General features: G+C 42.4%; 18 protein-coding genes and 1 pseudogene. 15 read left to right on the top strand and 4 right to left on the bottom strand.

The window, feature by feature from the left end; all coding sequences use genetic code 11:
* Positions 1-111 precede the first annotated feature (111 nt).
* Entirely contained in the window at positions 112-2,073 is a 1,962-nt protein-coding gene (gene cpdB, locus MHN79_RS14090) for a 2',3'-cyclic-nucleotide 2'-phosphodiesterase (protein ID WP_239173414.1), read from the bottom strand.
* A 263-nt stretch (positions 2,074-2,336) separates the two neighbouring features.
* Here cpdB and cobA point away from each other — a divergent pair, with 263 nt between their 5' ends.
* From cobA to cysC, 5 genes are read left to right on the top strand one after another with little or no spacing between them, the layout of a single operon-like run.
* Positions 2,337-3,203 (top strand): uroporphyrinogen-III C-methyltransferase, encoded by an 867-nt coding sequence (gene cobA, locus MHN79_RS14085; protein ID WP_239173474.1) that lies wholly within the window; start codon positions 2,337-2,339, stop codon positions 3,201-3,203.
* Between the two features lie 52 nt (positions 3,204-3,255).
* On the top strand, positions 3,256-4,164 hold the full coding sequence (gene cysD, locus MHN79_RS14080; RefSeq protein WP_239173413.1) for a sulfate adenylyltransferase subunit CysD: 909 nt from the start codon (positions 3,256-3,258) through the stop codon (positions 4,162-4,164).
* A gap of 18 nt (positions 4,165-4,182) precedes the next feature.
* Positions 4,183-5,595: a sulfate adenylyltransferase subunit CysN gene (gene cysN, locus MHN79_RS14075; protein ID WP_239173412.1), complete on the top strand. Its 1,413-nt coding sequence runs from the start codon at positions 4,183-4,185 to the stop codon at positions 5,593-5,595.
* A gap of 19 nt (positions 5,596-5,614) precedes the next feature.
* The gene (locus tag MHN79_RS14070; RefSeq protein WP_160932183.1) at positions 5,615-7,339 is read left to right on the top strand and encodes an SLC13 family permease; all 1,725 of its coding nucleotides are present in this window, start codon (positions 5,615-5,617) and stop codon (positions 7,337-7,339) included.
* An 11-nt stretch (positions 7,340-7,350) separates the two neighbouring features.
* Positions 7,351-7,968: an adenylyl-sulfate kinase gene (cysC, locus tag MHN79_RS14065; RefSeq protein WP_239173411.1), complete on the top strand. Its 618-nt coding sequence runs from the start codon at positions 7,351-7,353 to the stop codon at positions 7,966-7,968.
* 45 nt (positions 7,969-8,013) lie between these two features.
* Here cysC and MHN79_RS14060 read toward each other — a convergent pair whose 3' ends face one another.
* Both MHN79_RS14060 and zur read right to left on the bottom strand, forming a co-directional pair.
* Positions 8,014-8,475, bottom strand: coding sequence for a chemotaxis protein CheX (locus tag MHN79_RS14060; RefSeq protein WP_114787432.1), 462 nt, complete (start codon positions 8,473-8,475; stop codon positions 8,014-8,016).
* A gap of 15 nt (positions 8,476-8,490) precedes the next feature.
* Complete coding sequence (zur, locus tag MHN79_RS14055) at positions 8,491-8,949, bottom strand: zinc uptake transcriptional repressor Zur (RefSeq protein ID WP_152431361.1); 459 nt, start codon at positions 8,947-8,949, stop codon at positions 8,491-8,493.
* A gap of 1,540 nt (positions 8,950-10,489) precedes the next feature.
* Here zur and MHN79_RS14050 point away from each other — a divergent pair.
* On the top strand, positions 10,490-13,273 hold the full coding sequence (locus MHN79_RS14050; protein WP_239173410.1) for a hypothetical protein: 2,784 nt from the start codon (positions 10,490-10,492) through the stop codon (positions 13,271-13,273).
* Positions 13,274-13,411: 138 nt separating this feature from the next.
* A pseudogene (locus MHN79_RS14045) lies at positions 13,412-13,788 on the top strand (phage portal protein); the annotation flags it as partial.
* On the opposite strand, the gene MHN79_RS14040 reads toward MHN79_RS14045, so the two are convergent.
* Positions 13,785-14,138: a hypothetical protein gene (locus MHN79_RS14040; protein ID WP_239173409.1), complete on the bottom strand. Its 354-nt coding sequence runs from the start codon at positions 14,136-14,138 to the stop codon at positions 13,785-13,787. The pseudogene MHN79_RS14045 and the gene MHN79_RS14040 sit on opposite strands and share 4 nt — an antisense overlap.
* Positions 14,139-15,058: 920 nt before the next feature.
* On the opposite strand from MHN79_RS14040, the gene MHN79_RS14035 reads away from it, so the two are divergent.
* From MHN79_RS14035 to MHN79_RS14000, 8 genes are all read left to right on the top strand, one after another.
* Entirely contained in the window at positions 15,059-15,862 is an 804-nt protein-coding gene (locus MHN79_RS14035) for a class I SAM-dependent methyltransferase (protein WP_239173408.1), read from the top strand.
* A gap of 565 nt (positions 15,863-16,427) precedes the next feature.
* Entirely contained in the window at positions 16,428-17,438 is a 1,011-nt protein-coding gene (dusA, locus tag MHN79_RS14030) for a tRNA dihydrouridine(20/20a) synthase DusA (protein ID WP_239173407.1), read from the top strand.
* Between the two features lie 166 nt (positions 17,439-17,604).
* On the top strand, positions 17,605-17,814 hold the full coding sequence (gene pspG, locus MHN79_RS14025) for an envelope stress response protein PspG (RefSeq protein WP_152431356.1): 210 nt from the start codon (positions 17,605-17,607) through the stop codon (positions 17,812-17,814).
* A gap of 90 nt (positions 17,815-17,904) precedes the next feature.
* Positions 17,905-18,585: a TIGR04219 family outer membrane beta-barrel protein gene (locus tag MHN79_RS14020; protein WP_239173406.1), complete on the top strand. Its 681-nt coding sequence runs from the start codon at positions 17,905-17,907 to the stop codon at positions 18,583-18,585.
* Between the two features lie 146 nt (positions 18,586-18,731).
* Positions 18,732-18,962: a hypothetical protein gene (locus MHN79_RS14015; RefSeq protein ID WP_239173405.1), complete on the top strand. Its 231-nt coding sequence runs from the start codon at positions 18,732-18,734 to the stop codon at positions 18,960-18,962.
* A gap of 126 nt (positions 18,963-19,088) precedes the next feature.
* A complete protein-coding gene (locus tag MHN79_RS14010; RefSeq protein ID WP_239173404.1) occupies positions 19,089-20,948 on the top strand; it encodes an assimilatory sulfite reductase (NADPH) flavoprotein subunit in 1,860 nt (619 codons plus the stop codon).
* Positions 20,948-22,684, top strand: coding sequence for an assimilatory sulfite reductase (NADPH) hemoprotein subunit (cysI, locus tag MHN79_RS14005; protein ID WP_239173403.1), 1,737 nt, complete (start codon positions 20,948-20,950; stop codon positions 22,682-22,684). The genes MHN79_RS14010 and cysI overlap by 1 nt, the downstream gene beginning before the upstream one ends.
* Complete coding sequence (locus MHN79_RS14000) at positions 22,677-23,450, top strand: phosphoadenylyl-sulfate reductase (protein ID WP_239173402.1); 774 nt, start codon at positions 22,677-22,679, stop codon at positions 23,448-23,450. Before cysI ends, MHN79_RS14000 begins: the two co-directional genes overlap by 8 nt.
* Positions 23,451-23,913 lie beyond the last annotated feature (463 nt).

The raw sequence follows: 23,913 nt of genomic DNA, 5'->3' as shown, positions 1-23,913 counted from the left end.
CTGACTGACTAGATGTGTTTTCTAGAATTTTACCCCAATAAGATAGATTTATTGTGGATCTTGGGAATTAAAAACGCCGCGATTAAAGCCGCGGCGTTGGAAAGGTGGCATTTAGTTTGGCATCTCTATTTGGTAAACAGCAAAACCAACATCGTCGGTGGCCACTTTTTTCATCGGATATTGTCCATTACTTTTGATAAAGTCCGCCGCTTTGTCACTTGGTGAAGTTTCAAAGCGGATATCGAGCGCTTTATCGGAGTTAATCGGCGCAAATCGCCAGTTATTGTCCGCATTTGGTTTAAATTCACCTTGCTCTTTGCTCACGCGAGTAATGTAGTTGGCAATAATGGAACGGTTTTCATCCGGCGAGTCAAAGGCGATAAACTCGCTGCCTGTACCCGGAAATTTATTGCTGTATGCGCGGTAGTTATTGGTTGCGATTAGGAAGTCTTGCTTCATGTCCAGAGGTTTACCTTGGAAGGTAAGACTTGTAATACGCTGCGCATCAGGGTTGATGAGTTTACACTCTCCGTCGTATTTAGCAGGTTGAGTCACGTCAATTTGATACTCGACACCATCAATCACATCAAAGTTATAGGTACGGAACTCATCCCAGTCAATCAGCTGCTGAGGCTGGGTACTGCTTGGATCAATTTGATTAAATTGACCCGCACTACATTCAAGCCAGTCTTTTACTTGCTGGCCCTTAACTTTCATTGCCACCAAGGTGTTTGGATAGAGGTAAAGGTCGGCAGCATTACGGAAAGTCAGTTGTCCAGATTCAACCTCGGTGAAGTTAGCCGGATCATTTTTACGGCCACCGACTTTAAATGGAGCTGCGGCAGAAAGAACCGGAATATCAGCTAAGTCAGGGTCTCCTTGAATAAAACGCTCGACATAATCCTGTTGAGCTAAGTTGACAATTTGTATGGTTGGATCATCTTGGACTAAGGCCAAATAGCTGTACATCACACCACTGGCTTTACCAATTGGCTGATTAACAAAGTCGCGCGTGCCTTTGTGATCGAATGTCAGTGCTTTGACCATATCTGGGTCTGCTTGCGCAAGTGACTTGTTATTGTTCTGGTCGAAAATTGGTCGAGCTTGCGTTTCTCCTTTGACAACTTTCCACTCGCCTTTATCTTGTTTGAGCTCAAGGTCGATGACTCCTACATGGCTGCCCCAACGGCCAGGCATCACAGAGGCCACACCATTAATTGTGCCTTTTATGTTGTCCACACCAGGAATATTATCAAAGCCTTTACCCGGGAATACTGCGTGAGAATGTCCAAAAGCGATAGCATCAATCCCTTCGACTTCTGCTAGATAGTAGGTTGAGTTCTCTGAGCCAAGTTTGTATGGATCTGAGGAAACACCAGAGTGGGGGATAGCGACAATGACATCCGCACCTTGTTTCTTCATTTCTGGAATGAGAGCTTGGGCTGTTTGTTTAATGTCTTTAGCAAACACTTTCCCTTCTAAATTTTTTTTATCCCAAACCATGATTTGTGGGGGAACAAAGCCAATATAACCAACCTTGATTTGATGTTCTTTACCATTCACGTCTTTAAATGTGTGTGGCTTTATGATGTAGGGCTTGAAGTAATGTTGGCCTGTTTCTTTATCGAATACGTTGGCATTGATATAGGGAAAGTTGGCGTCATTGATGGTTTCTTTTAGAAACGCTAGGCCATAGTTAAACTCATGGTTACCTATATTACCCACATCATAGCTAAGCAGGTTCATTGCTTTATAAACAGGGTGAACTTCACCCGGTTTTATTCCTTTCGCAGCCATATAGTCACCCATAGGACTGCCTTGAATTAAGTCGCCATTATCAACCAGAACACTGTTTTCAACTTCAGCCTGAGCTTGTTTCACTATAGTCGCAGCGCGAGTCAGACCAATTTTTTGGCTCGGTTTGTCTTTGTAGTAATCGTAGTCCATCAAGTTGGTGTGAATGTCGGTGGTCTCGACAATACGTAACTTGATAGTTTCGGCCATAGCCGGTCCTGCAATCGTCAGCATGCCGCTCAAGACGGCTACCGCAAGGGGGGTGACTGCGACTTTCATGGTATTAGCTCCAGTAGCGTTGTTTTTAAACCAAGCATAATTTAGCAAAAGCTTGTGCAATGAATATTTCACTCACTAACGAAATGTGATTTGGAGTCAGGGTTTTTACTCGGTTCTGTCTGCGAGATCGCATCTGGATTCTATGGCTAGGATAAAGCCAGTCATTGTATATCACTAAAAGGTATAAAAAATAAAATTTTAGAATTTCAAGTAATATGTATGTGGCGCCATAATGCGTTCAAAGACAGGCAAGGAACAGCATGATGACGAACAAGGATACGATTTCTCAATTTCCCAAAAACAACATAAGAAAGTTGAATCCATCCGTTTCGGCTCTAAACAGTGCTGGGCAAAGTATTTTGCATGCTGGAGAAGTTGCACTGATTGGTGCAGGCCCCGGAGACTCTGAACTTCTGACACTTAAAGCGCTACGTTTTATCCAACAGGCTGATGTGGTTCTGTATGACTATTTAGTTTCCGATGACATTCTTGCTTTGATCCCAAGCGATACCATCTTGGTGTGTGTTGGAAAGCGCGCAGGTCATCACAGTGTTCCTCAGGAAAAAACTAATCAGTTATTGGTCGATTTTGCTCTACAAGGCCATCGCGTTGCGCGCATAAAAGGGGGCGATCCTTTTGTTTTTGGTCGTGGAGGGGAAGAGTTAGAAGTATTGGCTGACGCGGGGATTCAGTTTCAAGTCGTGCCCGGAATTACCGCCGCCTCTGGCGCCACAGCGTATGCGGGAATTCCGCTTACCCATCGTGATTATGCACAAAGCGCGATGTTTATTACCGGTCATCTTAAAGCAGATAGGGATGGTATGGATTGGTCTACTTTGGCACGAGGCAATCAAACCTTGGTCATCTATATGGGGTTGCTCAAGTCAGATTATATCCAAGAACAGCTGATACAACATGGACGCGCATCTGACACACCGATAGCCATTATTGAACGTGGTACCCAAGCTTGCCAGAAAGTATTCACTGGTCAATTGTCCGAGTTAGCGGCACTGGCTCAGGATGCCAAGTCACCGTCTTTGATCGTGGTTGGAGAAGTGGTTGCGTTATCAAGCAAACTCGCTTGGTTTGGAGATCCACAGAGTACCTTACCCCAGCAGCAATTCGCCTAACGTCTTTTAACCTCAATAAGCTGCTCATTGCGAGCGCATAGGAAGCACTAACATGGATCAACAAGGTTTAACCCATCTACAGCAGCTCGAAGCCGAGAGTATCCACATCATAAGAGAAGTGGCGGCTGAGTTTGATAACCCGGTGATGATGTACTCGATTGGCAAAGACTCATCCGTGATGCTACATCTTGCTCGCAAGGCGTTTTATCCGGGCAAAATTCCTTTTCCACTGCTACATGTCGACACTGACTGGAAGTTTAAGGAAATGATTGAATTTCGGGATAAAACAGCAGAGAAATATGGCTTTGAGCTTTTGGTTCATAAGAATCCAGAAGGTCTGGCTATGGGGATCAACCCTTTTGAGCATGGCTCCTCTAAGCACACAGATATTATGAAAACTCAAGGTCTCAAGCAGGCACTAAATCAATATGGCTTTGATGCAGCCTTTGGTGGGGCAAGGCGGGATGAGGAGAAGTCACGAGCAAAAGAACGAGTCTATTCCTTCCGTGATAAGAACCATACTTGGGACCCTAAAAATCAGCGCCCAGAGCTGTGGCATACCTATAACGGCCAAATAAATAAAGGGGAAAGTATACGCGTTTTTCCACTTTCCAATTGGACTGAATTAGATATCTGGCAATACATCTATTTAGAAAACATAGACATTGTCCCTTTGTACTTTGCGGAAAAACGGCCTGTTGTTGAGCGTGATGGCATGTTGATCATGGTTGATGATGAACGAATGAAGCTTGGCTCTGGTGAAGTTGTTGAAGAGAAAAAGGTTCGCTTTCGCACCCTAGGCTGCTATCCGCTTACAGGGGCGATTGAATCTCAAGCAAACACCTTGACTGGCATCATAGAAGAGATGTTAGTTACCACCTCTAGTGAGAGGCAAGGTCGTGCGATCGACCACGATCAATCAGGATCGATGGAACTTAAAAAGCGCCAAGGCTATTTCTAACAGGATCGAGGAAGCATTATGAACACGGCAGTGGAAATTCAATTAGCGGAGCTGGGCATAGAAGGTTACCTAACTCAGCATCAACACAAATCATTACTTCGATTTCTAACTTGTGGCTCGGTCGATGATGGTAAAAGTACTCTGATTGGACGATTGCTTCATGATTCAAAGCAAATCTATGAAGATCAGTTAGCTGCTGTTCATGCCGATAGCCAAAGGGTCGGTACTACGGGTGAGCGTCCTGACTTAGCTTTGTTGGTTGATGGATTGCAAGCTGAACGAGAGCAAGGTATTACCATTGATGTTGCTTATCGCTATTTCTCTACTCAAAAGCGTAAATTTATCATCGCCGATACACCTGGACACGAGCAGTACACGCGAAATATGGCCACCGGCGCCTCTACTTGCGATCTGGCGGTGATATTGATTGATGCGCGCAAAGGTGTATTAGATCAAACTCGTCGTCACTCCTTTATCGTGAATCTACTTGGCTTGAAACACTTTATTGTCGCAGTCAATAAAATGGACTTGGTTGATTACTCACAGCAGCGCTTTGAAGAAATCCGTGACGATTACTTAGCTTTTGCTAATAAGCTGCAAGGTCAAACCGATATCCATATCGTTCCACTTTCGGCGCTTGAAGGAGACAATGTGGTTGAGGCCAGTGATAACCTTAAATGGTTTGATGGCCCAGCTTTATTAGACCTTTTACAGAGCGTTGATGTCACTAAAGCCAAAGAAAACGGTGAGTTTCGTTTCCCGGTTCAATATGTGAATCGGCCTAATCTCGATTTTCGAGGCTTCTCTGGCACCATCGCCTCTGGCTCGATTAAAGTTGGTGATGTCATCAAGGCGTTACCATCAGGAAAAACATCTCGCGTAGCCAGTATTGTTACTTTCGATGGAAACTTGCCACAGGCTCAGGCTGGATTAGCCGTAACCCTGACATTGGAAGATGAGATAGACATTAGTCGTGGTGATTTGATTGTCCATGAGGGAGATGATGTTGCCCTTAGCTCGCATTTATCAGCGGATGTTGTGTGGATGACTGAGCAGCCTTTGGTCGCTGGACGAGAGTATGACATCAAAATCGCTGGCAAGAAGACCATAGGGCGTGTGATATCTATTCAGCATCAATACGACATTAACAATTTATCCACGCATGATGCTAAGGAGCTGCCCTTAAACGGTATTGGTCTTTGTGACTGGACCTTGAATGAATCTATAGCCCTCGACAGTTATGACCAGGTTCAAGATAGCGGCGGTTTTATCATTATCGATCGCCTAACTAACGTGACTGTGGGGGCTGGACTAGTTCGTCAAGCACTAAGTGAGCGGACACCGTCACCAAGCGAGCGAATGGGGGCATTTGAAAATGAGCTGAAAGCCCTGATCCTCAAACATTTTCCCGAGTGGGACGCCAAAATATAACTAATTGAGGGTGTGCACGATGTGGCAACAAGGATTTGTGCTAGCGGTATTATTAGGTATTGTTATTAGCCTTATTGCCACACGCGTTAAGCCAAGTTTTATTTTTGCTGGGGCAGCATTTGTCGCCTTTCTCGCTGGCAGGATAGAGCTAGGTGATGTCGCAACAAATTTTACTAACTCTTCTTTGCTGACCTTAGTTTTACTGATACTTGCATCAAGTGCATTGGAAAAGACGCGTTTGGTGAGTTGGGTTAGTCGCTCTTTGTCCTCTGGGAGATTGGCGACCGTGATTGCCAAGTTAGGACTGTCAACCGCGTTACTCTCTTCCTTTACCAATAATACCGCTGTGGTAGTGGCCTTAATTGGCGCGATAAAACGTAACCAAACCCATGCGCCTTCCAAGTTGCTGATCCCTTTATCTTATGCAGCGATTCTTGGTGGTACACTGACTTTGATCGGTACCTCAACCAATCTTATTATTAACAGTTTTGTTGAAGATGCAGGACTTCCTAGCCTTGGCTTTTTCACCCCGACCGCCATTGGGCTGGTGGTATTGGTTGCAGGGCTTTTGATTCTGATCCCACTTAGCTATTTTTTGCCATCCAATGACCAGCAGCAAGAAGAAGAGTTACCTTATTTTCTTGAGGCAATTGTCGAGCCTAATTCGCATTTGGTGGGGAATAGTATTAGCGATAACAAGCTGCGTGATTTGCGTAAATTGTTTCTCGCAGAAGTGATAAGAGATGGTGAAGTTATGCCATCTGTTGAGCCGGACTTTGTGTTGCAGGCAAACGACAGGTTATTGTTTTGTGGTGATATTGAAAGTGTTACCACCTTACAGGAGATCCAAGGGTTAAGATTGTTTGGTCAGCACCATCTAAATGGTCAAAGCTTAGTAGAAGTGGTGGTCAGCTCTTCGGCCAGCTTATGCAGCAAAACATTGAAATCAAGTGAGTTTAGAGAGCGATTTGACGCGGTTGTGGTGGCGATTCGACGCGGTCACGAACGGCTTCGTGGTGGCCTGGGTAATATCGAGCTTAATGCGGGTGACACCCTAGTTCTTGTGCCGGGTAAACGGTTCGAGCAGGAAAGGCAAACCCAGAGTAAAGAATTTGTATTGGTTAACGCTCTCGACTCTAGCGCTCGTCTTGATAGTCGGAAGTCTCGCATAGTCTTGATAGGGTTTATTAGTGTCATTGTGGCTGCTTTGCTTGGTGAACTTTCGCTTATTAAAGGCTTGTCTTTATTTTTACTCGCCTCACTGTTTTGTGGCGTGGTTCAGCTAGGAGAGCTTAGACGACGGTTTCCTATCGATATTGTGGTTATTGTTGGATCGGCCCTTTCCATTGCACAGTTGATGCTCTCTTCTGGTCTTTCTGCCTCATTAGGCAATGTGTTTATTGAAACATTTAATGGCTGGGGGGCTTTTGGCGCTTTGGTTGCCACCTATATTTTTACTCTGATATTAACAGAGCTTGTTACCAACAATGCGGCGGCGGCACTTGCCTTTCCACTGGGCTATAGTATGGCTTTAGGTTATGGCGTCGATCCCATGCCATTTATTATGGCGGTGTTGTTTGGCGCCAGTGCAAGCTTTGTTTCTCCCTATGGTTATCAGACTAATCTACTCGTATACAGTTTAGGCCAGTATAAATTGGCGGATTACGTGAGAGTTGGGCTCCCTGTCTCTTTGGTGTATTCGTTACTGGTGCTGGCTCTTATTCCAAGGTTTTTTCCATTTTAAAGGATGCGCTCATGACATCTCAGGTACAACTCCAAGACAGCCACATTACTTGGCATCAGCACAATATTGATAAAGCTTTTCGATCTCAAATAAAACGGCAAAAGCCAGTTGTACTTTGGTTTACAGGCTTATCTGGGGCAGGTAAGTCAACCATTGCTGGTGCTCTGGAAAATGCCTTGGCTGAACTTGGCTATCATACTTACCTTTTAGACGGTGATAATGTCCGACACGGTTTGTGTAGTGATCTTGGGTTTTCGGAGCAAGATAGACGTGAAAACATTCGCCGTATTGGAGAATTAGCTAAACTGATGGCTGATGCTGGCTTAATCGTTCTCTCGGCTTTTATCTCGCCCTATCGGGAAGAGCGCCAGCTGGTTAAAGACTTGCTCCCTGAAGGGGAGTTTATAGAAGTGTATGTTAATACTTCCTTGCAAGTGTGTGAGCAGCGAGATCCAAAGGGACTGTATAAAAAAGCGCGTGCAGGCCAGATTGCCAACTTCACTGGTATTGACTCTGATTATCAGCCACCTCTTGCGCCAGATTTAGATTTACAGGCAGGAGCAAAGTCGATTGATAGTTTGGTGGAAGAGTGTTTACAAACCCTGAGAAGTCGCCATATTATTGCTTAAAACAAAAAAGCTTCCATTTTGTGGAAGCTTTTTTGTCAGAGTAAGCTACTCGAAACAAATTTCGATGAAGGCGTTGCCCCATTCTGAGGTGAAGGGCATGATGATGATGGCGCCCTCGCATTTATGGCGGATCGTGTGTCCTTTGCCAGAAACGACTATCGGCGTTGCCATATCGAAATCAAAGCCGCTTTCAGAGAGGATTCGTTTAGCGCCTCCTGCTACCATATTAGTGATCTCGCCCACCATGTCAGTTACTTCATCATTCAGGCCATTGGGGCGCTCACCTAGCATGTTTTGCATAATTTCTAGTGCAAGCGTTTCATCAAAGGTGATCGACATTGACCCACGAGTTGGTTGCCCAACCATACCAATTAAGCCGGATACATCACCGCGAGCAATCTCGTCTTTTTTGACTCGAGGCTTCTGCGGCTTCAATTCTAGAGAAGCCATCGTTTTAAGCACATTCATCAAGGAGGCTAAAAACGGGTTTATAAATTCGGCGCGCATTATCATGGTGTAATATTATTCCGTCTGTCCGGTTGTACATGACTGACAAATCCCATGGGACTCTATCACATGATTTGTGATTTTAAATCCATGTTTTTTAGCATTATTTGTCAGTAAAGTTATCAAACTATCCTCTTGAAGTTCAATAACATTGCTGCATTTATCACATATTAACAAATGTGAGTAATGCTTGTGTGCGTTACATGAATTGCACTGGATAAAGCTATTGGTCGACTCAACACGGTGGATGAATCCTTGCTCTAGGAGAAAGTCGAGTGCGCGATATACAGTGGGTGGTTTCGCTTGCGGTTCACTCGTCTTTAGCTGTTCCAGTAACTCATATGCACTTGACGCTTTTGGGCTAGCACAGATTAACTCGAAAACCCTTTTTCGCTGAGGAGTCAGTCTCACTCCTCGCACTGCACACATTTCTTCAATTTGTTCTATTAACTTGTGGTCCAAATTTTTCACCAATCACCATTGGACATAGTAATAATATACCATTTCTAGATGAATATCGTTTATCAAACAGTATTTCTGATAGAGCAGTCAGTGAATTGATCAAGTTTTTGATTCTTATGACTGCTGTTAACACTATACGTTACCTTATTCGCAAGTAAAACGATACCGCTAGAAGCGGAAGGGAGTCCTAACTTTGTGGATTCAATTGAGTTACATGTCATGTTATGAACTAAAAAAACTTTGGTCGGGCTACTTTTATTCACCAATACATTCTCGGCCGCCAATCCTCTCCTCATGATTTTAATCACACTTTTTTTGGTAAGATTTCCGAAGTTTACCTGAAAGGATGCGGTAAGAAGCAAATCCTATCGATAGATAGAATTAGAACAAGATATGCATTGAGTTTTGTATTGTGTCATTTAGGATAGTGGCTCCTATGGGTAATTTTTGAACACTCTTATTTGCTTCATGGAACTATGCTGACTCCAACTCACACTTTTGGGTCAGCATTTTTTTTACCTACCATGGTACATTTTATCCCTCTGCTTACTGTGGTTAAAACAAGAGGGACCACTTTATGCCAAGGCTTGCAAGTCTGCTTAATTAACTCGACAGGCGATGGAATCTCACCTAGCTACTTCTTCCCACGACTTTGGGTATATGGCTTCTTATTGTTCAATACTCATCTTAGTTGGATTGAAAAAACATTTTAAAAAGTGTGCTTATTCTGGATTTGAATAGAAGTTGGCTTTCTGATGAAAATCTATGAAAAAAGCAAAGAATAAACATTACAAATCAATCATTTATATTGACTTTCTTTGTGCGAAAGATAAAGGAATGAACAAAGGATATACAGAATGGGTAAATTCAATGAATATGAACTTGAATGCTTATTTGTTTTGTCGTATTTTCTTCCCATCCTTAATCGGGATATATGCACTATATGCATTCATGTTTGTCTTTTTAACTATGTACAACTTTGCTGGTGGTCTTGATGGCCACCAGCTTTTTTATTTGTGCGTTTTATGTCTGAATTTTCTCCTTAAACCTCACTTTCGATATCAGTCACATAAACTTGTTACTTGTCTTTTGGCATTTACTCTATGGCGGGAAGTAATACACAAAAGTCTGATATAAAGGCAAAAATAAGCGACACATTGTTATGCATTAAGAAGTTTTGTCTATGCTCAAAGAGCCTCAAGGTAATTAGTATGTAATGGGTTGTTAATGAGACTTTAGCTGGCTTCTCCGTGCCAGCTTTTTTTTACCTAAAATTTATCATTTCACTCAAACTAAGCTAGCTTATGTCATCCAAATTAATTGTCCCCTACTAACAGCTCTACCTAGATTAGAAATATGCCAGAGATAGGAAGTTTAAACTTATAAATAGTCAGGGGATTAATCACGCATATGCTATGCGGCCTATTGCATTTGATAGCTAAGCCCAAATGGTAATGAGATTCATTATCATTTATATTGTACATCCCCATTCATTGGGGAAGAGTAAGCTTAGTGCTTAGAAAATAAAAACACTCAATATAAAGGTTAAACAATGTTATCAGCTGTAAAACCCTCCCAAGAAACACCACTCGAAACATCAGCACCTAAAAAATCTGCCAGTAATATTATTTCTATTACCAAGGTGAAAAATACCAGCCAAGAGCGTCTTCACAGTGGCCCTTTTAATCGAGGTAAGTCCAGAGATAATGGCCATATCATACGTTTAGATAGTCAAGCTTCCCTAAATGATGAGTTAGCATCCTTAGGTGAAGAGTTTGGTGTGCAAATATCGCGGCGCGGGTTTTCTTCTTGGGAGCTATCGAGTGAGCTATATAGCAAACCAAGGACATTTGATTCTCTGAAATCACTGAAAAGTTACTTACAGGATAATTATTCTAGTGATAAAGTCTTGGCAGCAGATATAGAGGAAAAATGGGAAGTAGATATTGCTCCTTCATCTAATAAAAAGCACCCATGGAAGGTGAGTGGCGGCGCATTAGAGCAGAGTTTTCGTTTCCCATCTCTAGAAAAAATGAAGCAAGCTTTGCAAGGTGGTTTTTTAAAACACAGAGCTAAACACATGGTGGCAATGGAAAGGATGATAAGAGGCCGTGATGTCAATAATGTCACTTCTTTTACGCCAAACCAGTCGGGGCCAGTGCTTGTCATTGATGGCGGTGATGATCTTGCGGTAAGTTTGGAGAACTCAGGTCTTCCGCGCTCTTTGGTTTTGGCTGCGCAAAGTACCTTACTCTACCCTGCATTTGCTGGTGTGGTATTTACAGGTTGGAAAGGCGCCAAAGAGGAATCTGACGAGACACGTGAAGCCTTTTCTGAGCTAAAAGCTGAGCAAAAATCGCTAAGAGAAGATATTGGTGGCGTAGTCATGAAAGCGCTCAGTGATGAATTGGCACTAAAAGAGCAATTGATTAATGCAACCGATGATGCGCAAATTCAAGATCTTCAAAGTGCGCTGCTTGAACAACTCAAATTTAAGGCCAATGTTCTGGAGTCGGTCAAACCTATCTTAAAATCAGGCAAGCAAGCTGACGGTGAGCTTAAAACACTCACAGATAATATCGCCAAGCTCAAGCAGCTTAAAGAAGAAGTCTCTGGCCATAATCAGATGATGAGTACCAAAGCCGATCTTGATGTCAGTGTTCTTCCTGAGCATGTACAAAAACTGTTAACGGCCGATAACCAAAGTGAGGTATTTGATCCAACCTCTGCCAAGTGCCATGACCTTCTCCAGCAAATTGCAAAATTCCAAGCCAACCAAGATGACAAGGTAGCCAAGTTTGCCGATGCCTATGTGGCAGCAGCATTTACTGAATCTGGTTTAAGTGGCATGTATTGGGGCATGATTTCCTTTGAAGCCAGAGCAACAGCAGAAGCCTTGGCAGGAACATCCGTACAAAGCTTGACGAGTGTACTGTCTCAAGTAGGTGATGCGTTCAATGTGGTTGGACAAGCACAAATGGTGGTCGCTGGTCTAACCAAAATGGGTCTTGGCATTCAAGAAGCACGCTCGTTGAATGAGTGGCTACAACAGATCCGCGACTCAAAAGTGTTAGACCGTTCAGATAAAGATCTCACCGAAGTTAAAGGTATTCTTAGCCAATTTAACCGCCATCAGCGCAATGTTGTGATTGCTGAAACCATCGGTAATACGGTGCTTACGGCTGGACAGCTTGGCATGATACTCGGTGGGCCACTTGGAACAGGCATTGCTCCTGTGCTTTATGCTGGTGTTGGCGCAACAATTGGTGGTGTTGGATTAAGTCAAATTGCGGCTCAGTTCTCCAACAAAATATTTGAAGTGTCGGATGAGATGTCAGACAAAGAGAAGGAAATCAGTCGCTGGTCAGAAACTGGAAAAACGCCATTTGAAGTCATTCAACGCAGGATAAAAATGCTCTATGAACTGAGCCAAGATCAAGCGATGCCAAAAGTGTGGTTAAACATCTTCCAAACAGCGGTTAAGAATCCAGACAAAAGCGCCAGTGAGATTTTACAAGCAGCAGGCAAGCCGCTACTTAAATATGGTCAAGAGCACTCTGGGCATTACAGAAAGCTGTATCGCGAAGCCTTTGATAAGATTCAGGCCGATAGTTCCACGCGAGATGTGATAGGCAAAGCACAAAAAGCGCTTAATAAGCAAGATAACTACACGGGTTTTTCTGCCTTTGTAGCGCAGCATATTGCCAAGCAGCAAAACGTTGATCTCGAGCCGCAAAATAAAAACGAGCGATTTGATCAGATTGATTCTTTGTTTAAGTTTGCTGAAGAGCAGGGCTTTGCCAACGACTTTGAGCGCCGTATTGTCAAACGATTGACCAGCCGAAATGGTTACCTTGGCAATAGAGAAAAGAAGCTCGACTCAAGCGATTACATCAGTGTGATTGAAGCCAATAAGTCGAAAAAACCTTGGCAGATCCCTAACCCTGTTGCTCCTGCGGTAAATTTATATCGTTTGGCCAAGCAGCTGATTAAGCCAATGGTTGGTCGAGAGTATATGTCTTCAGCGTTGACGATTATGGGTAACTGGGGCCATAAAAATACCTCGGTTTACGTATTTAATCGCGATAAGTTTTTAGCAGACTTAGCCAACCCAAGTGATAACAGCGCTCATCTTGATGAGGTATGCCGCGCCATCTTTACCCCACAAATGACCAGTGAAGTCAAAAACTGGGTCGGTAAAGACAACCGCCATGTTTTTGAGGAGTCGATGCGCAAGATAGGCAAGCAAACTCTGCGTGATAATGTGCTGCGCCCAATCGTTCACGGCGCCTCGGAGCAAATCAAACTCGCCGATCAAATCGAAAGCCTTCAGTAATCTAGGCGCATAAAGTAAAACCCCCCTAGTATTTGAGAGAGGTTAGGTGGGTTATTCATATCTCACCAAGAATTAGTGCTTAGTGTTTCTCTATATCAAACTTAACCCTCAAACTGTATTGACCATAAACATGGGCAAAGTATTAAGCAGGTAGAAGAAATCAAGAAACAGTTTCAGACACAAGAAGGCTCGGCATTCAAAAACCTGTTTTTTTAATGCGAAAGGTAAAGATACCAAAGCACAGGAATTAAAGCGATACGTCAGGTTGAAGCGAAAGATGCGTTTAAGGATGTGAAGAATCAGACCATGAGGGATGTATTGGCCCTTCATCGTGTCCCTATCGAGATCATGAGTGTTCGCCTGATAGTATTACGTCACTCGATCTTAGTAAGGTTGATTGGATGTTTCACAAGAATGAGCTTTTGCCACTGATTGATATGATGTAAGAGTTGAATGAATTTACGGGGCAAGAGGTTATTACCCCGAATGAGTATAAGCAACTTAACTATGTTTAGTTTTTTTCGGTGTTAGAAACCTTAACCTTTTTTTGGTAGTAACCAAGATCGAGCATGCAGCCTAAAACCTCGATTCTTACCTTTTTATACCTCTTAAAGTCTTCATTCATTTTTTGAATGTTGTATTTATCAGAGCCTACTGCGGTTTTATAGTTAAAAGAGTCTACTGCGGCTGACAAGCGATTATCAAAGTCACATTTATCTTTCGCGGCTTTCAACTCTTCAGGTGTTGCCACGACTGCGTACGGGTCTTTTACCCACACACTCTTCTCTACTGGAGGTGAAGGTTGATATTTTGATGCACAGCCAGAAAGTAACACAAGAGTCATTATTGATATGATTTTTTTCATTTTCATAAAAGCGTTTAAAAAGGAGTTTGATTGTATTGTTAATTTGAATAATTTCAATATTAAAAGTTTTATCTGGTTATTAATTTGCTCTTTTTCTTACATGCTGGCTAATATCCAAGTTTGTAGTTGTAATAGTTTTTGGGCATTTTTAGAGCAGGTTTTTAGATTGGCTACATCTTCGGCTAGGACTTCGGCGTCTAGCTTATAACTTGCAGTGGCTTTGGTGGTGTCATTTGGGAGAGAGGGGATGAAATTTTCTCAGAATCGAAGTTCGGAATCGACTAGCAGTACTTCTTAACCGTTTCAATGCTCTCATTTGATTCAATAATATCAGAAAATCTCACTTAAATTGTACGTCAGTTCAAGCAAAACTAGAAATTCATAGCTATAAAACGATGAGATTCTGAACAAATGCATTATGATTTTTTATTATCAGGTGTGCGTAAGTTTGGATTGGATTGATGATTAGATCACAAAAAGTTCGACGTCCCTAGTGAAGGTGTTAGCATGGGTTTATTGAGTATGTCTTCAATGCTATACACTCGTTGAAACCCTGTGCTGACACTTTTATATTGTAATGAAACTTAACATTAGAGCGTTCCTAGACATTTTGTACCATTATGAGCCTAAATCAATACGCTTATATGTATCCTTAACGTGATTTCAGTTATATCTTTAAATTTACTCTTTGCCAATTTGCTTTAAAAATAACCAAGTTTTAGTACAGTTATGCTATGATTCTTGATATATATATAGAGTCATGTGATTCTCTCAGATAATAAAGAAGAATGTTTATATTTTGTCGTGAGCTTAGCAACTCGTGATGGTTGGGGAGGTAGTGACTACCTGAATGAAGGCGGTTACTTAATAGTGTTGTAATTGCACTTAGAAAGGTGTGTTTGGGCTTTAGGTTAGGTTGAATGGATATCAAATACTTTAGTAAAGAAACTAGTGATAAAATACTAGGTCAAGGAAAAAAATTTAATGTAGTATCCGATGTGTATATAGGGAATAAAATAGTCACATACAGAGACGAAAAAGAAAGAACATTGTTTAACTTTCTACTTAAATCTAGCGTATTATCTAAATTTTTAAACCATATTATTGATAATAACTTAAATAGCGCCACTATTCTTGATTTAGGTTGTGGTAATGGTTCTAATTCCAGAATTATAGCAAAATCTATAATTGATAATTTTGGTGAAGAGGTAAGAGTTAAAATAATCTATGTTGATGTTTCATCTGAATTGTTGGAGGAGTCAGAGATTAGAACCAATGATTTGGCTGATAAACTAGGCATCGGTATTGACTACGAATTAGTACAAGTTGATTTTAGAGATGACGATTCACTTGTAGAGTTTGCAAATGAATATAAAAATGTTGCTGATTTGGTATTTTCCATTAAGTTTTTTCATAATACGCCACTTAAAATTAGTCGTAAAAAAGCGGAAATAATATCTACTGTTTGTAAAAGTAAAGGTGTGTTTTTATGTCAGTTTTATCTAAATAGTGGTATTACTTCAAAATTAAAAAGCTTTATCAAGTCAATATTTAAAATTCCATATGAAAATTCGATAGCTACAGATCGATTTTTAGCTGATAGGAACCTTTGTAAACAAGGTTTTCATAAAGAATATAGTGTAAAATCTCATTCATGTGGAGATATATTGAATTACAACCATTTTACAAAAAATTCTATTGAGCTTTACTGGATTAAACGGTAAATTATTTCTGGAAGGCGTTGAGATACGATTCATTTTCAGCGCGTTTCTGTCAACATAAAGTATCACTTTTTTGGCGATTCCTCATGTTTAATTTGTGTCGAAATAACTATGTATATACCAGCTCAAGAATGTTCTCGTTTCTATACTCGGTAACTTGATCTCCCCCCTCAACAGAGTAGTTCATTCAAAAAGCTTATTGTTTGTCTTTGTTCGTCAATATACTGATGAAGTAACTCAGTAATGTCGATAGGTATTTGAATTTAAAGCTCTTTAGCCTCTATTTGTGAAACTCGCTTTTTAGCCCAAGCTATAGTAATTGCTTTTTTTTAAGTGTTTTTGGCAAAACGGTGTACAATTCGCCCATTCTTTTTGACAGTCATTGTCGCTTTATAGCGCTTCTCGCCACTGCCGAGTGTTCGAGTTTGAATGCTAAAAGATGCCATTGAAAGCCCTCAAAAGGCGTACCAACTTGGTAAGTTAAAGGTGTACTATAGGTGTACCATGAATGGCAAAATTACGCAATTTAACGTAAAGCGCAGCAAAACAAAGTTTGAGCAAATCCTTTATGAACCTAGATAAATCAAAGAACCCTAGCAAATTTGAGGCTAACCGTTTTAGCATTGCACCCATGTTGGATTGGACGGATCGCCATTGTCGCTACTTCCATCGTTTACTGACCAGTGAGTCTTTGCTCTATACCGAGATGGTGACGACTGGGGCGATCATTCACGGTAAAGGTGACTTTTTGGCTTATAACCAAGAAGAGCATCCGGTGGCGCTGCAACTTGGTGGTTCAAACCCGAAGGATTTGGCGACATGCGCCAAGCTCGCGCAGCAAAGAGGCTATGATGAGGTGAACCTTAATGTTGGTTGCCCGTCAGATAGAGTGCAAAATGGCCGCTTTGGCGCATGCTTAATGGCAGAGCCTCAGCTGGTGGCAGATTGTATCGCAGCAATGCGTGAGGTGGTGGATATTCCCGTCACAGTGAAAACACGTATTGGTATTGATGAGCAGGACTCGTATGAGTTTTTGACATATTTTGTCTCCACTGTGTCTAAAAAAGGTGGCTGTGAGCAGTTCACCATTCATGCGCGCAAAGCTTGGCTATCTGGACTGAGCCCGAAACAAAACCGAGAGATCCCGCCGCTCGACTATCCGCGTGCTTATCAACTTAAGCAAGATTTCGCTCATCTCAACATTGCCATTAATGGTGGTGTAAAGAGCCTCGAAGAGAGTAAAGAGCACCTAGTGCATTTAGATGGTGTTATGGTTGGGCGTGAAGCCTATCAAAACCCATATCTACTCGCTAAGGTTGACCAAGATATATTTGGTTTGGATAAGCCAGTCAAAAAGCGTACCCAAGTGGTAGAAGAGATGTACCCTTACATTGAGCAACAGCTTACAAATGGTGCTTACCTTGGTCACATCACTCGTCATATGTTAGGTCTATTTCAAAATATGCCAGGCGCACGTCAGTGGCGCCGTTACATTAGTGAAAATGCACACAAGCCAGGTTCAGGGGTAGAAGTGGTTGAAGCCGCGCTGAGCAAGATTCCTCAAGAGCTTAATGTGTAAATATTACCAAGTTTTGTTCATTACTTGGTAAATTTCGCCAGTTGTTATTATGTATAATTAGCTCATCCTATAAGGTGGGCTTTTTTATTGTATAAAAATCAAATGCTTATCGTTATTTAAAACTTGGCGTGGTTTCTGCTATATAAGAGTTAACAAAGGAGAAACTATGCTAGAACTCATCTTTATACTGGTTTTTATCGCGACCTTGCTCGTCACTGGCTTGACTATGATGACGGTCTTTGCCGCGACCGGTTTCGCTTTATTGGTGATGGCGTTATTTGGAATGATTGGCGCAGCCTTTAAGCTTATTCCTTATCTTATTGTAATTGCAGTCGGTATTTGGTTTTTCAAAAATTACGTGTACAACCATCGTTAATTCGAGCAGGAAATTGACAATTCCCCTGCTGTAGATTGTGTTACTATCGCTTGCAAGGTTTCATGGTAGATAGGCTCAGGAGTTCAAGCGATGAACAATTCCGCACTGGCAGCGATGACTGCAGTTGCAATGTCAATGGCAAGTTCTGCAGCGATGGCAGAGGATTCTGATTCGGTTGTCGTAAAAGTGGGGGCTGATGCCTGGTGGATAGAAACGGAAGTGAATGAAATTGATCGTGATAAAGAAGTCACGCCATCGGTTTATTTATCCATCGAACACGATCTCAAATATGTTCCAAACGCTAGGTTAAAGACCACTGGTGTTGAAAATGATTACATGGCCTTTGATAAGCTGGATTTGACCCTGTATTACTCGCTGATGGATCATGATTTATTGCATTTTGATGCTGGTGTGACTTTGAGCGATCTCAGCAATACCAAGTATAAAAATGCCGATAACGGCCAAATTAAAGACTTTGATGGGTTTATTTGGGCGTTTTATGGCTATGCAGAAATCACGGTACCAGACACTAACTTTGATATCATTGGTGAAATGACCTTTGGCGATAGCAGTGGTATTAAAAGTACGGATCTTACTGCCGGTGTGCAGTATCGCATGCCGCTGAAAGAGTCGACCATTACCTTCCGTGGCGGATATCGTGCGATTGACCTTGAGTCTGACGAATTTAAAGCAACCACCACGAGCACCATATTGGGTAAACCTTTTATTATGGCTGATGGTTTCTTTGTTGGGGCTGAATACAGTTTCTAGTATTGCCCAATATATATAAAACGCTGCGTAATATCGCGGCGTTTTTTATGCTTATAAGTTATACCAAGACAGTTTTTTTAGCAGTTTTCTGCTCAGTAGACCATGCTTAATAATGATAATTGTCATTATAAGTGTAAAGGATTGTTATGACGATAAATGAGCTCAGAAGTCTTTACCGAGAAAACCAGCTTGTTGAGGCGATTATTGAGCCTTCTTCAGAGGAAGGTACTTGGATAGTTGAATTTCGTCATACTCGCGGTGGATTTGTTTTGCTCACCGATGTTCATGGCGAAGAATGTCACTATCCTGACTTGGATATGGCGTCCAAATCTGCGATGGCAGTCGGTTTTTCTCAGGTCCGTGTCGAGGTAGACTGACCGGCTCTGATGAAATAATAGCCGTTGTTTAATCCAAAAAGTTATAAAACATTCATTTCTATTCTTTCTTGTTATTAGGCTGAGTGGTTAATCTAACATCATGCAATGAATAGGGATGTCGAGACCATGTCTTCAAATAACAAGGTATCACCTTCGGGACAGATACCAGCAGCACTGCCATCAATCGCTTCCCCCTTAAATGATCAGCAGTTGAATAGCCTTCAGCAAACGACCTCAGAGCTGTCACCGCAGCAATTGGCCTGGGTCAGTGGATATTTTTGGGGATTATCTCAAGCTCAATCGCCAGCTTTAACTCAAGGGGCGCCAAATGCGCAAATGGTATTGGCTGCAAAACCTGCGGGTAAACTAAGTATTATTTTTGCCTCTCAAACCGGCAATGCTAAGGGAGTAGCAGAAACTCTAGAGCAAGAAGCAAGGGCTCAAGGTATTGCTGTCGATCTTTTCGATGCCAGTGATTACAAGGGGAAACAGCTGGCAAAAGAAACCCATGTCATTATTGTTGCTTCGACCAATGGTGAAGGTGAGGCGCCAGATAACGCCATTGAACTGCATGAATTTCTTCAATCTAAGAAAGCGCCCAAGTTACCGAACTTACAATATGGAGTGATAGCTTTGGGTGACTCGAGCTACGAGTTTTTCTGTCAGACAGGAAAAGATTTTGACGCCTACCTTTCTAAGCTAGGCGCTACAGCATTTATAGAACGCCTTGATTGTGATGTCGACTATGAAGCGGACGCAGCGAGCTGGCGTAAACAAGCGCTTGATAAAGTAAAACAAGACTTAGCAACGACCAATAGTGAAGCTGATGTGGTGCAACTGCCATTGGGTCAAACTGCATCGCAATCGCCATCGCCTTATAATAAGATTCACCCCTTCGCAGCCACCTTGCTGACCAATCAAAAAATTACAGGTCGCGATTCTGGTAAAGATGTGCGCCATATTGAGATTGATTTGGAAGGGTCAGGTCTAAGTTATCAGCCAGGTGATGCACTTGGTGTCTGGTATGAAAACAGTTCGGAACTTGCGAGTGCCATCTTGACCAAGGTGGGACTTTCTGGCGTTGAAAGCATAGAACTTGACGGAGAAAGCCTCTCTATTCATAGCGCGCTAGTCAGCCATTTCGAAATTACAGCTGCTAACCCCCAGTTTGTCACCAAATTTGCTCAAGCTTCGGCAAGCCAAAAATTGCTCAAGCTAATAGAAGATAAAGACAAGCTACGCGAATACGCTAATCAAACTCAGATTCTCGATGTTCTTAGTGAGAAGAAAACCCAAATGTCTGCGTCAGAGTTAGCCAGTTTACTGCGCCGACTTACACCGCGTTTGTACTCGATTGCATCCAGCCAAAGTGAGGTTGAACAAGAAGTCCACCTGACGGTTGGTCTTCTTGAGTATCAGCAAGGCGATGAGCAGCGCTTTGGCGGCGCCTCAAGTTTTCTTAGCCGCCGCCTTGATGAAGGCTCGCAGGTCAAGGTGTTTGTTGAGCACAACAACAGCTTCAAACTTCCAGCCGATGACAATACACCGATCATTATGATTGGCCCAGGTACAGGAATTGCGCCGTTTCGTAGTTTTATTCAAGAGCGTGATGCTCGTGGAGCATCTGGCAAGAACTGGTTGTTTTTTGGTGATCGCACCTTTACTCAAGACTTCCTCTATCAAGCCGAATGGCAGAAATACTTAAAATCCGGCAAGCTCAATCGCCTCGATGTGGCCTTTAGTCGCGATCAAGGGGAAAAGGTCTACGTTCAACATCGAATTTTGGAAAAAGGTGATGAAGTGTGGCGCTGGCTTGAGCAGGGCGCTTATATCTATGTCTGCGGAGATGCGACGCGAATGGCAAAAGATGTTCACCAAGCTCTGATCCATGTGGTCGAGCAACATGGCAAGCAATCGCGTGATGATGCCGAAGAGTTTATCAATCAATTGCGTAAAGAAAAACGTTATCAAAGGGATGTATATTAATGAGCACTTCAACGACTACTCATACTCAGTCCGTATTGGGCGAAGAGCTTGGCCCATTGGCAGATAATGAACGTCTAAAAAGAGAGAGCAACTTTTTGCGCGGCACGATCGAGCAAGATCTGCAAGATCCTATCACTGGTGGATTTACTGCTGATAACTTCCAACTGATTCGCTTTCATGGAATGTATCAGCAAGACGATCGTGATATACGTAATGAAAGGGTGAAACAAAAACTCGAACCCTTACATAATGTGATGCTCAGAGCGCGCATGCCTGGCGGTATTATTTCACCAGAGCAGTGGCTAGCGATTGACAAGTTTGCTAGTGAGCATTCCTTGTATGGCAGCATTCGATTGACCACGCGTCAGACTTTTCAATTTCATGGTGTATTGAAGCCGAATATTAAACTAATGCACCAGACCCTCAATAGTATTGGTATAGACTCGATAGCGACGGCGGGTGATGTCAATCGTAATGTACTTTGCACCACCAATCCGGTTGAGTCTGAACTTCACCAACAAGCCTATCAATGGGCGAAAAAGATCAGTGAACATCTGCTACCTAAAACCAAAGCCTATGCTGAAATTTGGCTTGATGGAGAAAAGGTAGAGACCACACAAGATGATGAGCCAATTTTAGGTAACCATTATTTACCCCGAAAATTTAAGACAACGGTAGTCATACCGCCGCAAAACGACGTTGATGTTCATGCCAATGATCTCAATTTTGTTGCCATTGCTGAGCAAGGCAAGCTGGTGGGATTTAACGTCCTCGTCGGCGGTGGTTTGGCGATGACGCATGGAGACACATCTACCTATCCAAGACGTGCGGATGACTTTGGCTACATACCACTAGATAAAACACTTGATGTGGCGGCTGCTGTTGTCACCACTCAGCGCGATTGGGGAAATCGCTCAAATCGTAAAAACGCCAAAACTAAGTACACATTAGATCGTGTAGGCAGTGATGTATTTAAGGCGGAAGTAGAAAAGCGGGCTGGCGTGGTATTTGAAAAGAGTCGCCCTTATGAGTTTACCGAACGTGGAGATCGAATTGGCTGGGTTGAGGGTATTGATGGCAAACATCATTTGACTCTCTTTATCGAAAATGGACGTTTACTTGATTATCCCGATAAACCGCTGAAATCAGGTGTCGCGAAGATAGCTAGGATCCACCAAGGTGATTTTCGTATGACAGCTAACCAAAATCTTATTGTGGCTGGTGTGCCGAGCGAAGAAAAAGCGCAAATTGAACGTATTGCTATTGAGCACGGTTTGATGGATGAAACTGTCAGTGAGCAACGAAAGAATTCGATGGCCTGTGTGGCATTTCCAACCTGTCCATTAGCAATGGCCGAAGCTGAACGCTTTTTGCCTCAATTTGTCACTGATGTGGAAGAAATACTGCGCAAGCATAATTTGCCAGAGCAAGACAACATCATATTACGTGTGACGGGTTGTCCAAACGGGTGTGGTCGAGCCATGTTGGCAGAAATAGGCCTAGTGGGTAAAGCTCCAGGTCGCTACAACCTGCATTTGGGTGGCAATCGTGGCGGTACTCGTGTACCTAAGATGTATAAAGAGAACATTAGCGACAAACAGATTTTACAAGAGATAGATCATCTTGTTGAACGCTGGTCAAAGGATCGCCTTGAGAGAGAGTGCTTCGGCGATTTTACTATTCGCACCGGCATTATTGATGAAGTGGTGGTGTCAAAGAGGGACTTTTATGCATGATATTGTGATTGAAAAACCGAATCTAGCGGATCTTCTCAAGGCGACAAAAACCGAGCAAACCTTGAGGCTTGCGCAAATCAATGCTGAGTTAGAAAAGAAAACGGCTCAAGAACGAGTAATATGGGCGGCAGAAAACCTTGAAGGGGAGCATGTCGTTTCATCAAGCTTCGGTGTGCAAGCCGCAGTGATGCTACATCTTATTACTCAAGTGCAACCCAGTATTCCAGTCATATTGACAGATACAGGTTATCTATTCCCTGAGACTTATCTATTTATTGATGAATTAACCGAGACATTGAATCTCAATCTCAAAGTCTATTGCTCAGAGCTAAGTAGCGCGTGGCAAGAATCTCGCTATGGTAAATTGTGGGAGCAGGGAGTTGATGGTATTGAAACCTATAACCGTCTTAATAAAGTTGAACCTATGCGCCGAGCACTGAAAGAGTTAAATAGCAAAGTTTGGTTTTCTGGCTTGCGCCGAGAGCAATCTAGTTCACGAGCGCATTTACCCATATTATCTGTCCAAAACGGTGTGTTTAAGTTCCTTCCTATTATTGATTGGACAAACAAAGATGTTCACTACTACTTGGAAAGGCATGGTTTAAGATATCATCCATTACGTGAACAAGGATACTTATCTGTTGGAGATACACATACAACTCAGAAATGGCAGCCGGGTATGAGTGAAGAGCAAACGCGTTTCTTCGGTTTAAAGCGAGAGTGCGGCCTTCATAATGACGAAGAGCAAGACGGTTCTGGTATCTAGTGAGCATTTCTCTTTAATAAAAGGCCATGACAGTGGCCTTTCCTTTATATCTTAAAATTCATTTTGTGGATAACTCTGTTAATATTTTCTTTAAATACTATGGGTAAACTTGAATAAACAAAGGCTTGAGTGAATCTTGGGCGTTTAAGCCTTATTTTTCTATTTTTTTCAAATTTCTGCTTGCCAACGTGATAACGATCTCTATAATGCCTCCTCGTCGACAGGGCAAGGGCTTAAAGTTCAAACATCCATGACGACAGGCCAAGTAAGAAAATTAAAATAATTAGTAAAAAGTGTTTGACTCTTTATTTTATATCGCTAGAATGGCCGACTCTTCTTTAGAGAGCAAATGACACTAAAGAAGAACGCTCTTTAACAAACTAAACCTATCAATCTGTGTGGGCACTCGTTGATGATAATCCAAAAAAGATTTATCAATGAACTGAGTGACCAATCGGTAGTA

It is taken from the genome of Vibrio sp. Of14-4 (genome assembly GCF_022347625.1).
Lineage (GTDB): Bacteria > Pseudomonadota > Gammaproteobacteria > Enterobacterales > Vibrionaceae > Vibrio > Vibrio pristinus.
This window is presented reverse-complemented; position numbering and strand designations above follow the sequence as displayed.